We start from the raw sequence: 11,541 nt of genomic DNA on the forward strand, positions 1-11,541 counted from the left end.
TCCCGTCATGCTCGGCCTTGTGCCGAGCATCCACGTCTTGAACACCGTCCCCGCCCAAGGAAGACGTGGATGGTCGGGACAAGCCCGACCATGACGAAAGAGCGGTCAAGCCCAGGCGCGCTGCTTCAGCTTTTCCTCATAAGCCGCGATCTTCGGGGCCTTCTCCAGGGTCAGGCCGATGTCGTCGAGGCCGTTCATCAGGCAGTGCTTGCGGAACGGGTCGATGTTGAAGGTTACGGTGCCGCCATCGGGACCGGTGATCTGCTGCTTGGCGAGATCGACCGTCAGGGTGGCGTTCGAGCCGCGATCGGCGTCGTCGAAGAGTTTCTCGAGGTCTTCAGGCGACACCACGATCGGCAGGATGCCGTTCTTGAAGCAGTTGTTATAGAAAATATCGGCAAACGAGGTCGAGATCACGCAGCGGATGCCGAAATCAAGCAGGGCCCAGGGCGCATGCTCGCGCGAGGAGCCGCAGCCGAAATTGTCGCCGGCCACCAGAATCTCGGATTTGCGATAAGCTGGCTGGTTCAGCACGAAATCGGGGTTCTCCGAGCCGTCTTCCTTGTAGCGCATCTCGGCGAAGAGCGCGGTGCCAAGACCGGTGCGCTTGATCGTCTTGAGGAACTGCTTGGGGATGATCATGTCGGTGTCGACATTGATCACCTTCAAGGGCGCGGGGGTCGAGGTCAGCGTGGTGAAGGGCTGCATGGGAGAACTCCTGATCGACAGTCCTTTAGCCGAACTGCGCGGCGCGGAGAACCCTCAAATCCGCGTAGCCGATACCCCAGGCCGGCATTCGGACATCTCGATCGATACCCACAGCCCTCATCCTGAGGAGAAGCCGCAGGCTTCGTCTCGAAGGATGCTCCAGATATCTCCGGATCCTGCTGGAGCATCCTTCGAGACGCCGCTTCGCGGCTCCTCAGGATGAGGGCCGTGGGGGATATGGCCATCAGATATAGGCGATGTAGCGTCCGGCTGCGGCGACGCCGAGCCAGATAACGAGAGAAAGCGCGGCGGGAACCCGCGCGGCGCGCGCGGTCATGCCGGGATAGCCGCGCTTCAGCGCCCGCTCCATCCAGAGCACGTTCAGCAAGCCGACCGCGATCAGCGCCAGCTTGATCTGGAAGGAGGGGTTGCGGATGATCGCGCTCGCCTCCGGCGTGAACAGGACGATGCCACTGGCGAGAAGCACGCAGAAGGCGCCGATCGCGACCGGGCGGAAGCGGCGGATGACCGCCTCCGTCGCGTCGTCGCGCAGCGCGCCGAGGACGCGCAGATCCATGATCGCGACGCTGGCGAAGAAGACCAGCACCGCCAGCACATGCACGACATTGGCGATCGGATAGATCAGCACGGCGTCACGGATGGCGAGCCCGAAGGCCGAGCGCTCGAGCGTTTGCAGGATGGCGATGCCGGCATGCTCCACGCCGGCTCACCTCAGCTCGAAGCGCTTGCCGGCGACCTCGATCCATTCCGCCCGCATCTCACCCTGCCTGACGCGGCTGGGATAGCCATAGGCCGTGACGGTGGTGCCGACCTTGATCAGATCCTGCAGGGCGCCGCGTGCCTGCATGCGCGAGGGCGGCGCAAAGGTCAGCTCCCAGTCCTTGCCGTCGGCGGTGATGTCGGCATGGACATGGGGGTTGCCGTATTCGAGCGTCTTGATCGGCCCGGTCAGGGTCACCGGGTTCTGGGCGTCATAGGAGCCCCAGCCGTGATGGGCGAAGGCGGCCGCGGGCAGGGCCACAGCAAGGGCGGCGAAGGCGAGGCGGCGCATGGTCGGTCTCCGCGTTCGTGTTTCCAGGCGAAGGTTAGAGCCGTGTGAGGCGGCGTCAATGAGGCGATACCGGCGCCGCCGCATTCACGGATGTGTCAGCGCTCCGGCTGCATGGCCGCGCCCGCTGCCATAGCCGAGGCAGCCCTCAGAGTTGGGCCGTCAGCAGCTTGAAGCTGGCGAAGACGAAGAAAGCGGCGAGGACCGCTTCGGCCTTGCGGCGGATGCGGCGATAGCCCGAGATCATCGAGGCGGTGGAGAACAGCACCGCGTAGAACTGGTTGATCCCCAGCGAGATCAGCATGCAGCCGATGATGATGGCGTAGAGCACGACGGGCGGCGTGTCGGGGCGCAGGCCCAGCGCGATGATCGCCGTCCAGCTCAGGATCGCCTTGGGGTTGGTCAGGTGCATGAGATAGCCGCGCAGGAAGGCGCGGCGACCGGACACGGCGGCTTTCGGCGGCGGCATCTCGACCCGCATCGCCGAACGCGCCGAGCGCCAGGCCAGGAACAGCAGATAAAGCCCACCGACGATCTTGATGCCGTAGAGCGCTTCGGGATGCGCGACGATCAGGCCGGTGACGCCGATCGCGGCCAGGATGCCCCAGGTCAGGGAGCCGGCGGTGACGCCGAGCGCCAGGGTCGCGCCGGCGCTGCGGCCGCGCTCCATCGCGGTCGCCATGACGACGAGATTGCTCGGGCCGGGGCTGGCCACCGCCAGGAAGAACGCGGCATAGGTCAGCGCCAGATCGGGCAGATGGCTGATCAGATCGTCGAGCATCATCTAGCGCTCCGCCTCAGCGTCCACCTGGGCTTCGATGGCTTCCATGTCTTCGTCGGAGAAGCCGAAATGGTGGCCGATCTCGTGGACCAGCACATGGGTGACGATGCCGCCGAGCGTCTCGTCATGCTCGGCCCAGTAATCCAGGATCGGGCGGCGGTAGAGATGGATCGTGTTGGGCATCTGGCCGGTCTGCGGGGCATAGCCCTGCTGCGGCAGGCCGATGCCGGTGAACAGCCCGAGGATGTCGAAGGGGCTGTCTGCTTCCAGCTCCTTGCAGACATCATCATCGGGAAATTCGGTGACATTGAAGATGACGTCGGCGCAGAGCGCGCGAAACGCCTCCGGCAGCCGGTCAAAGGCGGCCTGCGCCAGTACCTCGAAGGCGTCGGCGGAGGGCGCCTTGATGCCGTCCCAGTCGATCTCCACGGAATCCTGCGGCTGGATTCCCGCATCGACGGATGCGCGCATCTCGGGAACGCTGCCCATCACCAGACCTTTAACTGATGGCCGAGCCACCAGGCCAGCACGATGACGCCGACCAGCGAGAGCGAACGGCCGATGCGCCGGCCCCAAAGCTCGATCTTGTCGCCTTCGGGGGCGTCGCCGCCGGAAAAATGCTCGGCGGCGCGGCCCATCGAGGAGCCGAGCAGGCTTTCGCTGTCGCGCTTGACGCGGTCGAGCGCAGCTTGCGCCTCGGCGGCGCGGGCGGCTTCGCGGGGATCCATGCTCATTTCACGACGCCGGGAGCGGCCCAGCCCATCAGAAGGCCCTTGACGCTGAGGTCTTCGTCTATCTGCGGCCAGTGAACGCCGTAGCCGGCGCCGGCCAGTTGCCAGTCGGCGCGCTGGGCTGCCGTGGCATTCAGCAGACGCGGATACCAGCGGATCGGCACGGACAATTCGCGCCCATCCGTGAGATCGACGATGAGACGATCGTCCGTGCAGCGCACGCTCTGAACACGCGCTTCAATCAGAAGCTCTTCCGCAGTGCTCATGCCAAACCTCCAGGCAACGGTCACGATTGTCCCTGACCAGTCGCTCGATGTCACGCAGTTCGTGCCGTGAGAACCCGATCTGGCTGGCTAGCCGGAAAGGCTGCAGCCAGAATTTCGCTGTCGCCATATCGCGATCCACATGAACATGCGCCGGTTCCCGGCAGTCGTGGCTGACGAAGTAGATGCGATAGGGGCCCGCTTTCAGAATCGTCGGCACCGGCGTCGCTCCCTTCTAGCAGTCGCGACGCCGGGTTGATCGTCTCAGCCTAACTGCCTCACATCGACGAAGTGCCCCGCCAGCGCGGCGGCGGCGGCCATCTGCGGCGAGACCAGATGCGTCCTGCCCTTGAAGCCCTGGCGGCCCTCGAAATTGCGGTTCGAGGTCGAGGCAGCGCGCTGGCCCGGCTTGAGCTGGTCGGGGTTCATCGCCAGGCACATCGAGCAGCCCGGCTCGCGCCATTCGAAGCCCGCCGCGAGGAAGATCTTGTCCAGCCCCTCTGCTTCAGCCTGCTGCTTCACCAGCCCGGAGCCCGGCACGATCATGGCGTAGTCAAGCGAGCCGGCAATCTTCTTGCCATCGACGATCTTCGCGACGGCGCGCAGATCCTCGATGCGGCCGTTGGTGCAGGAGCCGATCCAGATCACGTCGAGCGGGATGTCGGTCATCTTCGTGCCGGCGGTCAGGCCCATATAGTCGAGCGCGCGCTGCTTCGAGGTGCGCTTGGTCTCGTCCTCGATCAGCGCCGGATCGGGAACGGCGCCTGCGACCGAGATCACGTCCTCCGGGCTGGTGCCCCAGGAGACGATCGGAGGCAGGTTGTTGGCGTCGAGCCTGACGATGCGGTCGAAATGCGCGCCCTCATCGGTGTAGAGCGTCTCCCAGTAGCGCATCGCCTCGTCCCAGGCCGCGCCCTTGGGCGCCTTGGGCTTACCCTTGAGATAGGCATAGGCCTTCTCGTCTGGCGCGACCATGCCGGCGCGGGCACCGCCCTCGATCGACATGTTGCACAGCGTCATGCGGCCTTCCATCGAGAGCGCGCGGATCGCGTCGCCGGCATATTCGATCACCGAGCCGGTGCCGCCCGCCGTGCCGATCTCGCCGATGATCGCCAGCGTGATGTCCTTGGCGGTGACGCCCTTGGCCAGCGTGCCGTCCACCTGGACGAGCATGTTCTTGGCCTTCTTCTGGATCAGCGTCTGGGTCGCCAGCACATGCTCGACCTCGGAGGTGCCGATGCCATGCGCCAGCGCGCCGAAGGCGCCATGGGTCGAGGTATGGCTGTCGCCGCAGACGATGGTGGTGCCCGGCAGGGTGAAGCCCTGCTCGGGGCCGATGATGTGGACGATGCCCTGGCGGATATCGAGCTCGTCGAAATACTCGACGCCGAACTCCTTGGCGTTGCGGGCCAGCGCCTCGACCTGGATGCGGCTCTCCTCCTCGACGATGCCCTTGGAGCGGTCGGTCGTCTGGATGTTGTGGTCGACGACGGCCAGCGTCTTCTCTGGGGCATGGACCGTGCGGCCGGTCATGCGCAGCCCCTCGAAGGCCTGCGGGCTCGTGACCTCATGAACGAGGTGGCGGTCGATATAGAGCAGGCAGGTGCCGTCGTCCTGCTGGTCGATGATGTGGTCGTCGAAGATCTTGTCGTAGAGCGTGCGGGGGGCGGAGGTCGCGGTCATGGCGTGAAGCCTTTGGGGTGTCGAAAGCGGATCGGAAAATCTTGAAAGGCGCCGGTGCGCTGGCAACCGGGCGTCGGCCTGTCGCCTGCGCGAGCGCAGGTCTCAGGCGCGCGTAAGCCCTACGAGCGACGCCGTGAAGCGGCCGAAGAAGCGCCAGGGCAGGCGGGCATGGTCGTGCAGCGCGGCGAAGCCTTGCGTCGTCGGAATGCGGCGCATGTTCACCTCGCGGCGAACGATGCATAGCCTCCCATCCTCGATTGCGCGGACTGCGATCATGGCGCTGTCTCTACCAGTTCCAGACTGCGGCGGCAACGAAGCCGATAGGCTCGCAACGCCTCAGGCATTGCGTTGTGGGAGGGGGCGCCATTCGTAATAGACGTCCCACTCGTCCTCGCCGACCGGCGCGAAGCCGTGCCGCGCATAGAACCGCCCGGCCTCGCTCTTCTGGAGCACGCTGAGGCGCACGGCCAGCCCGGCTGCCTGCGCCTCTTCGAGCAGGCGCAGCAGCACCGCCGAGCCCAGCCCCCGGCCCTGCGCGGCAGAGGCGATGTAGAAATGCTCGAGCAGCAGTCCATCGGTGTCCGGGCCCAGCGCGACGCAGCCGGCCAGCGCGCCGTCATCGGCGATGATGAGCCGGGTATGGTCGGGTCGGAAGCTTCGGCGAAACCGCTCATGGGCGCGTTGCGGGTCGAAGCGGCCGATCCGCTCCAGACTCGGGCGCATGGTTTCGATCCGGAGCGCGAAAAGGCGCTCGAAATCCTGTTCCGAGGCGGTCTCGAAGACGAACACGTCGCAGTTCTCCGGCAAGGGCGGGCACGAGCTACCCGCAGACAGGCGGTCCCGGCAATCCCCGATGCTGCAATGACGTCGCGTGCCGCGTGCGTGCGTCCCGCGCTGCTGCTATGGAGATGGCGGCGTGCGAGGCGCCAGCAACCGGACGGTGACGCGATGCTGAGGTTCTTTCCCTTCATGGTTCTGGCGATCGCCGCCTATGCCGTCGCCATCCAGGTCATGGGGCTGTCGCTGGGCGCCGAGCTGCTCGGCTTCAACCTGCCCTCGGGTGCGCGCTTTGCCCTGACGGTGAGCGAACTCCTGCTCGCGATTTCGACCATCGTGCTGTTCTTCGAGATCATGAACGCCGCCAGCGCGAAATCCACCTCGATCCTCAATCACGGCCTGTCGATGCTGGTCTTCATCGGCTGCTTCGTCGGCTTCCTGCTGGTTCCGGCCTTCGGCACCGGCACCTTCCTGATCATCACGCTGATGGCGCTGGTCGATGTCGTCGCGGGCTACTCGATCAGCATCCTGACCGCGCGCCGCGATATGACCTTCGGCAATCAGGAGTAGAGCGGGCCTCCAGTGTTCAGCCCTCATCCTGAGGGCAGCCGAAGGCTGCGTCTCGAAGGATGCTCCAGCGGTCTCGGGCGCCTTCTGGAGCATCCTTCGAGACGCCGCTTTCGCGGCTCCTCAGGATGAGGGCTTGAGACAACAAAAAAACGCGGCCCCGAGGGACCGCGTTTGAAAACTCTCTTGCCTGAAGCCGGAGCTTACTTGGCTTCGGCCTTGGCGCCCTTGGCCGGACGGGCCTCGACGCGCTCGGCGATGCGGGCCGACTTGCCGCGACGATCGCGCAGGTAATACAGCTTGGCGCGGCGCACCTTGCCCTTCCGGATGACCTTGATCGAATCGAGGTTCGGCGAAAACAGCGGGAAGACGCGCTCGACGCCCTCGCCATAGCTGATCTTGCGAACGGTGAAGCTCTGGTTGAGGCCGCCGCCGTTGCGGGCGATGCAGACGCCTTCATAGGCCTGAACGCGGCTGCGCTCGCCTTCCTTGACCTTCACATTGACCTGGACGGTGTCGCCGGGCTGGAAGTGCGGGATCTCGCGACCTTCGCTGAGCTTGGCGATCTGCTCTTTGTCGAGCTGTTCGATAATGTTCACGGGTATCTCCAATTGCCGCTGTCGCGCTTGATCTGCGCGGGCGTTCGGCACGCTGTTTTCAGTTGAGTGCGCGGGCCATACAGGAGATGGCGCCGCTTGTCGAGCGCAGGCCTTTCGCAGGAGCGGCCCGGCGGGGAAGGCGCCGCTTGGCGTCCACGCGTCGCGCATGCTTAGGCTGGCACCAACAGGAATGACAGCCACCGGGTCGGAAAAGCCATGCCTCAGGACATCACCAAGGTCGCCCTCGTCACCGGCGCCGCGCGCGGCATCGGGCTTGCCACCGCGAAACGCTTCCTCGCCGAGGGCTGGCAGGTCGCGCTGCTCGACATCGAGGCGGCCACGCTCGCTGCCGCCGTCGCCGGGATCGGCCGGCCTGACGCGACGCTGGCGCTGCCCTGCGACGTGTCCGATCCGGTTGCGCTGGAGACTGCCTTCGCGGCGCTCACTGCGCGCTTCGGGCGGCTCGATGCGCTGGTCAACAATGCCGGCACGGCGGTGTTCAAGCCGCTGCTGGAGACCAGCCTGGCCGAGTGGAACCGCGTGCTGGCGGTCAACCTGACCGGGCCGTTCCTGACGACGCAGCTCGCAGCCCCGCTGATGGCCGATGGCGGCGGCGGCGCCATCGTCAACATCACCTCGATCTCGGGCCTGCGCGCCTCGACCCTGCGCGTCGCCTACGGCACCTCGAAGGCGGCGCTCGGCCATCTCACCAAGCAGCAGGCGGCGGAACTTGCGAGCCTCGGCATTCGCGTCAACGCGGTCGCGCCGGGTCCGGTCGAGACCGCCATGGCGGCGGCGGTGCACTCGCCCGAAATCCGCGCCGACTACCGCGACGCGATCCCGCTCGCCCGCTACGGGCTGGAGGAGGAGCTGGCCTCGGCGATCTTCTTCCTGTGCAGCGAACAGGCGAGCTACATCACCGGCCAGACGCTGGCGGTCGATGGCGGCTTCGACGCGGTCGGGATCGGGCTCGCGACGCTGCGGGGGGAGAGACGGAATCTGTGAGGGGGAGGGCGCTGCTTGCATGATCCAGGCAGCGACGATCAACGCCTTGTTTTCACAGAGTGTCGCTGTGTCGCCGTCTAGGAGGCTGTAACGGCCCGTTCCGCCGGGAACAGCGCCGGTGACAGTTCGCGCCTATCCATGATCGCACGGGGCGGCGCTGGGCTTTCCCGTCATGGGAGGCGATCATGGCCAAGGTTGTGGATTACGTCGACGACTCCACCTTCTTCGTCGTCGAGATGGGTGTCGGACCCGGACGCGCCAATAATCGCGACGATGTCGCGCTGGTTCAGTATCTGCTGAATCTCTGGTTCAAGCACCCCGCCAATGCCGGTGCGCGCGCCGCTGCCGGTGGCGCCTCCGGCGCGATGCTGACGGTGGACGGGCTGATCGGTCCGAAGACGAAGGCCCGGATCAAGGCTTTCCAGACCGCGATGGTCTCGCGTGGCATCACGGTCGTCAGGGACGGGTGCATCGACAAGATTAAAGATGTCAACTGGATGTTTGTCGATGGCGGCAGCATGGCTATCTATACGATTTTCTACCTCAACATCCAGATCAAGGAACTTTACGAGTATGAGCTGGTCCGGCTGCATTTTCGGGCCGACTTTCCCGAGCGTCTGAGGGAGATGCTGTACAAATACATGGCCCAGATCTGAGCCAAAGAAATCTGAGGCCGAGGTTGCCAAAGGTGGTCGAACACTTGTGTCCGTCTCGGCTTGCCCTTTTCGTCGTTCGCCATCTTGCCGAGCCATCGCGTAAGCTCGCTGTCTCCGGACAATGGCAGCAGCGTCCAACGATCATCTTCCTGTGCAGCGAGCAGGCGAGCTACATCACCGGCCAGACGCTGGCGGTCGATGGCGGCTTCGACGCGGTCGGGATCGGGCTGGCGACGCTGCGGGGGGAGCGGCGGAATCTGTGAGGGGGTGGCTCGGGTCCGCTTCCGACCCATAGCCGACATGCTCCGCTGCAGCCATCACCCCTGCTGCGGGTGCGGGCTGGGAATCCACTCTATTCATAGCAGGCACTGTCCGTCGGCGAGCTATGCAGGGCTATGTGAGCTGATCGTACCCAGCCTTACGTATGATAGAAGCCTCTTCGACAGCCTCGTGCCTTAGAGTGGCAGCCAAGTATATCGACATCAAGAGAGATAAAATAGCTAATAAGGCAGGACCTAAAAGTACGATAAAAAGCAGAAAATTGCCAAAGTGCGCGGCATCATAATCAGGATAACGGCGCACTAAATAGTACACTATTATCGAGATATAGCATATTATAAATTTGTACGCTCCAAATTTAAGAAGAAGATTTGAGTTTATAAGGAATATCAACGCGAATGTTTTCATACGAATTCCGAGTCGAGATCGCGTCAACAGCGGGGCAGCGCGCTTAAGCATTTAACGATATGCAATCTTCCCACGCCTGGGAAGAGGACAAGGGTCGAACAGGTGACGAAGCCGCCAACGTACGACGCATAGGCCGACATCGATATGTTGGCATCGCACCCCTGCTGCAGGTGCGCGGTCGAGCATCCGCTTCCGACCCATGGCCGACATGCTCCCCGCCGAGCCAGCTCCCGTGCTGCAGGTGGAGGCGTGGTTCGCTCCCCCTGGAGCCTACATTTCGCAGATCGGTCCCGGCGGGTTCTGGATCAGGTGTCGCCGCCGGACCTGCTCAGCCCACATGGGCGGGCCTATACCTTTAGGACGACGTAGTCTTCAAACTCCCAATGAAAATATCTTGCTAGGCGCCCAGCCAGTTCTGGCCAGTCATGTCCCGATTGCTTATCGATGAAATCAGCAACGAACCTCTTTATTTCATCTTCATCAAAGGTAGCAAAAAATAGAAAATTCCTACCAAATTCAGCCCTGACAACCTGCTCATGGCTTTCATGCTTCTTTTTTGGCAACAAGACATTGTTGTGGAACCATGACGGCGAGCAGGCGATTGCGTGAAAGTAATCACCCCCGCGGCTTCCTACCGGGCCGATGCTCATTTCAATGGATGCGCAAAATTCTGTGAGGTCATCGGGAAAATATGCTTGGAGGTATTCAGGGTCGCAAACTGCGATATCAAATACCTTGGCCTTCATCGATTTTCGCGCTCTTCCGCCAATATTCTCGACAATCTGGCACGAGAACGTTTTGCGCGCCAGATGACCGCTTTCGGCCCGTTGCGGACCTCAGACACATATGCTCCGCTGCGCGTTATGCAAAGCGAACGCACCGATCTGTCATCGACGTTGGAGCAGTTAACCGGCGATCTCGTGCCAAGGCCGGAAGACGCGCCGACCCCTATGATTAAGACTATCTACGGTGCTCACAAGAAGCCGCTCAGAGAGCTCTCAGACTGGGAAATTGGGCGCCTCATAAGCCAGCAGGATGGTTTTCCTTATGTGCTGGATTTGGTGTGGCCCAGGCTTGAAGAAAGTCCCCTCCTTAATGGCGGCATGTTCCCCGGAGACATTCTGGCAAGCTTGCTGAGAGCGAATGATCGAGTGTGGGACGATCGGCCAGAGTACAGGGCCCGCTTAAATTCGCTGTGCGACCGCGCTTTGGCTCACCCATATTACGAGACTGTCGAATTTCGAGAGATGTCGGGCCTTGTCCTTGAGTTGCCACCGGATCAAGGCGGCGAGTGGCGTGCGGCTGGTTCGCGTTTGGGCTTTGAGGTTGTAAGCCCTTGTAGACTAATACTGAGCAGTGGACTGGTCGTAGAAGCGACAGCACTTCTAAAGATCGGGCCGTCAAAGGGAATTGTCGTCGACCCTAACTGGAACGTCATAGAGCCCTTCTTCAAGGAACTTTTGGCGGACGGTTTTTTCTTCTCGTCCATTTCTATCACTGGGAATGACGCCGACTTGGTGGACGTCATTCGGAACTGGAAAGGCGAGTGACAGCTGGCGCCTTCCGCTATCGACCCATAGCGGCTACTGCCGCCGCACTTATCCCCGCTCTCGACAGCGCCCTTATCCTCCCACCACCTCATCCCCGAGGGGCAGCCATCCGGAGGTATGCCGTTGGTGGGGGTGGGAGCGGCGCCTGCGGCCGGGTTTGCACCCCGGACTCGGGAGGCTTCGGGGCACCGCCCTGGGGGTACTACGGTCCCTGTGCGAGGAGCTCGCTGGACGGGACGGCGGAAGCGGTCAGGTCCGACACCGCGGTGTGGCGCACCCCATGGGGCGTTGAGGCCGCAGGACGGCAAGGCAGGCCAAGCCTCTCCCTATAAGCGCGGCCCGGAGACTGAAATCGCCGATGAGCGGAGCGCCACGGGGCGTGCGGATGGTGGCTCAATCCATCCGCGCCGCGACCTGGCTCAATGGTTGCGGATCTCTACCCTCGCGTCTCGCGGCGCTCCGCTG

At 63.5% G+C, this 11,541-nt stretch carries 17 protein-coding genes and 1 pseudogene; 5 read left to right on the forward strand and 13 right to left on the reverse strand.

The features are described 5' to 3' along the window. Window positions 1–105: 105 nt before the first annotated feature. The 11 genes from leuD to AC1DYU_RS07850 all read right to left on the reverse strand — a co-directional run bounded on the left by leuD (window position 106) and on the right by AC1DYU_RS07850 (window position 6,024). Window positions 106–708, reverse strand: coding sequence for a 3-isopropylmalate dehydratase small subunit (gene leuD / locus AC1DYU_RS07800; protein ID WP_476791125.1), 603 nt, complete (start codon window positions 706–708; stop codon window positions 106–108). Window positions 709–952: 244 nt separating this feature from the next. Then, entirely contained in the window at window positions 953–1,429 is a 477-nt protein-coding gene (locus tag AC1DYU_RS07805; RefSeq protein WP_476791126.1) for a DUF6644 family protein, read from the reverse strand. A 6-nt stretch (window positions 1,430–1,435) separates the two neighbouring features. Continuing rightward, the gene (locus AC1DYU_RS07810) at window positions 1,436–1,780 is read right to left on the reverse strand and encodes a DUF6152 family protein (protein ID WP_158483947.1); all 345 of its coding nucleotides are present in this window, start codon (window positions 1,778–1,780) and stop codon (window positions 1,436–1,438) included. Between the two features lie 145 nt (window positions 1,781–1,925). Beyond that, window positions 1,926–2,561 (reverse strand): LysE family translocator, encoded by a 636-nt coding sequence (locus tag AC1DYU_RS07815; protein WP_476791127.1) that lies wholly within the window; start codon window positions 2,559–2,561, stop codon window positions 1,926–1,928. Then, on the reverse strand, window positions 2,562–3,029 hold the full coding sequence (locus tag AC1DYU_RS07820) for a metallopeptidase family protein (RefSeq protein WP_476791317.1): 468 nt from the start codon (window positions 3,027–3,029) through the stop codon (window positions 2,562–2,564). It lies immediately after the preceding gene. Between the two features lie 17 nt (window positions 3,030–3,046). Beyond that, window positions 3,047–3,286, reverse strand: coding sequence for a hypothetical protein (locus AC1DYU_RS07825; protein ID WP_476791128.1), 240 nt, complete (start codon window positions 3,284–3,286; stop codon window positions 3,047–3,049). 2 nt (window positions 3,287–3,288) lie between these two features. Beyond that, window positions 3,289–3,555 carry a DUF2442 domain-containing protein gene (locus AC1DYU_RS07830; RefSeq protein ID WP_476791129.1) on the reverse strand — a complete coding sequence of 89 codons (267 nt, stop codon included), beginning with the start codon at window positions 3,553–3,555 and terminating at the stop codon, window positions 3,289–3,291. Next, entirely contained in the window at window positions 3,527–3,772 is a 246-nt protein-coding gene (locus AC1DYU_RS07835; protein WP_476791130.1) for a DUF4160 domain-containing protein, read from the reverse strand. Before AC1DYU_RS07835 ends, AC1DYU_RS07830 begins: the two co-directional genes overlap by 29 nt. A 44-nt stretch (window positions 3,773–3,816) precedes the next feature. Beyond that, window positions 3,817–5,235 carry a 3-isopropylmalate dehydratase large subunit gene (leuC, locus tag AC1DYU_RS07840; protein WP_476791131.1) on the reverse strand — a complete coding sequence of 473 codons (1,419 nt, stop codon included), beginning with the start codon at window positions 5,233–5,235 and terminating at the stop codon, window positions 3,817–3,819. A gap of 102 nt (window positions 5,236–5,337) precedes the next feature. After that, a complete protein-coding gene (locus AC1DYU_RS07845; protein WP_476791132.1) occupies window positions 5,338–5,511 on the reverse strand; it encodes a hypothetical protein in 174 nt (57 codons plus the stop codon). A 60-nt stretch (window positions 5,512–5,571) separates the two neighbouring features. After that, window positions 5,572–6,024 (reverse strand): GNAT family N-acetyltransferase, encoded by a 453-nt coding sequence (locus AC1DYU_RS07850; RefSeq protein WP_476791133.1) that lies wholly within the window; start codon window positions 6,022–6,024, stop codon window positions 5,572–5,574. A 159-nt stretch (window positions 6,025–6,183) separates the two neighbouring features. Here AC1DYU_RS07850 and AC1DYU_RS07855 point away from each other — a divergent pair, with 159 nt between their 5' ends. Continuing rightward, the gene (locus AC1DYU_RS07855) at window positions 6,184–6,582 is read left to right on the forward strand and encodes a hypothetical protein (RefSeq protein WP_476791134.1); all 399 of its coding nucleotides are present in this window, start codon (window positions 6,184–6,186) and stop codon (window positions 6,580–6,582) included. 200 nt (window positions 6,583–6,782) lie between these two features. Here the strand turns inward: AC1DYU_RS07855 and rplS are convergent, their stop codons facing one another. Continuing rightward, window positions 6,783–7,178 carry a 50S ribosomal protein L19 gene (rplS, locus tag AC1DYU_RS07860; protein WP_476791135.1) on the reverse strand — a complete coding sequence of 132 codons (396 nt, stop codon included), beginning with the start codon at window positions 7,176–7,178 and terminating at the stop codon, window positions 6,783–6,785. 216 nt (window positions 7,179–7,394) lie between these two features. Here rplS and AC1DYU_RS07865 point away from each other — a divergent pair, with 216 nt between their 5' ends. From AC1DYU_RS07865 to AC1DYU_RS07875, 3 genes and pseudogenes are all read left to right on the forward strand, one after another. After that, window positions 7,395–8,183 (forward strand): SDR family NAD(P)-dependent oxidoreductase, encoded by a 789-nt coding sequence (locus tag AC1DYU_RS07865; RefSeq protein WP_476791136.1) that lies wholly within the window; start codon window positions 7,395–7,397, stop codon window positions 8,181–8,183. A 185-nt stretch (window positions 8,184–8,368) separates the two neighbouring features. Beyond that, on the forward strand, window positions 8,369–8,839 hold the full coding sequence (locus tag AC1DYU_RS07870) for a peptidoglycan-binding domain-containing protein (protein WP_476791137.1): 471 nt from the start codon (window positions 8,369–8,371) through the stop codon (window positions 8,837–8,839). 140 nt (window positions 8,840–8,979) lie between these two features. After that, window positions 8,980–9,102 (forward strand): annotated as a pseudogene (locus AC1DYU_RS07875) (SDR family oxidoreductase); the annotation flags it as partial. Between the two features lie 771 nt (window positions 9,103–9,873). Here the strand turns inward: AC1DYU_RS07875 and AC1DYU_RS07880 are convergent. Further along, window positions 9,874–10,272 carry an Imm8 family immunity protein gene (locus AC1DYU_RS07880; protein WP_476791138.1) on the reverse strand — a complete coding sequence of 133 codons (399 nt, stop codon included), beginning with the start codon at window positions 10,270–10,272 and terminating at the stop codon, window positions 9,874–9,876. Window positions 10,273–10,335: 63 nt separating this feature from the next. Between AC1DYU_RS07880 and AC1DYU_RS07885 the strand changes: the two genes are divergently transcribed. Continuing rightward, window positions 10,336–11,076 carry a contact-dependent growth inhibition system immunity protein gene (locus AC1DYU_RS07885; RefSeq protein WP_476791139.1) on the forward strand — a complete coding sequence of 247 codons (741 nt, stop codon included), beginning with the start codon at window positions 10,336–10,338 and terminating at the stop codon, window positions 11,074–11,076. Window positions 11,077–11,541: the final 465 nt, after the last annotated feature.

The sequence above is a fragment of the Allobosea sp. P2_B12 genome (assembly GCF_056404835.1).

Bases quoted from the DNA above. Each gene is read 5' to 3' on its own strand.
- AC1DYU_RS07810 (WP_158483947.1), bottom strand. From the start codon at position 1,780: ATGCGCCGCCTCGCCTTCGCCGCCCTTGCTGTGGCCCTGCCCGCGGCC.
- AC1DYU_RS07885 (WP_476791139.1), top strand. From the start codon at position 10,336: ATGACCGCTTTCGGCCCGTTGCGGACCTCAGACACATATGCTCCGCTG.
- AC1DYU_RS07855 (WP_476791134.1), top strand. From the start codon at position 6,184: ATGCTGAGGTTCTTTCCCTTCATGGTTCTGGCGATCGCCGCCTATGCC.
- leuD (WP_476791125.1), bottom strand. From the start codon at position 708: ATGCAGCCCTTCACCACGCTGACCTCGACCCCCGCGCCCTTGAAGGTG.
- AC1DYU_RS07880 (WP_476791138.1), bottom strand. From the start codon at position 10,272: ATGAAGGCCAAGGTATTTGATATCGCAGTTTGCGACCCTGAATACCTC.
- AC1DYU_RS07870 (WP_476791137.1), top strand. From the start codon at position 8,369: ATGGCCAAGGTTGTGGATTACGTCGACGACTCCACCTTCTTCGTCGTC.
- AC1DYU_RS07845 (WP_476791132.1), bottom strand. From the start codon at position 5,511: ATGATCGCAGTCCGCGCAATCGAGGATGGGAGGCTATGCATCGTTCGC.
- AC1DYU_RS07820 (WP_476791317.1), bottom strand. From the start codon at position 3,029: ATGCGCGCATCCGTCGATGCGGGAATCCAGCCGCAGGATTCCGTGGAG.
- leuC (WP_476791131.1), bottom strand. From the start codon at position 5,235: ATGACCGCGACCTCCGCCCCCCGCACGCTCTACGACAAGATCTTCGAC.
- AC1DYU_RS07825 (WP_476791128.1), bottom strand. From the start codon at position 3,286: ATGGATCCCCGCGAAGCCGCCCGCGCCGCCGAGGCGCAAGCTGCGCTC.
- AC1DYU_RS07815 (WP_476791127.1), bottom strand. From the start codon at position 2,561: ATGATGCTCGACGATCTGATCAGCCATCTGCCCGATCTGGCGCTGACC.
- AC1DYU_RS07865 (WP_476791136.1), top strand. From the start codon at position 7,395: ATGCCTCAGGACATCACCAAGGTCGCCCTCGTCACCGGCGCCGCGCGC.
- AC1DYU_RS07830 (WP_476791129.1), bottom strand. From the start codon at position 3,555: ATGAGCACTGCGGAAGAGCTTCTGATTGAAGCGCGTGTTCAGAGCGTG.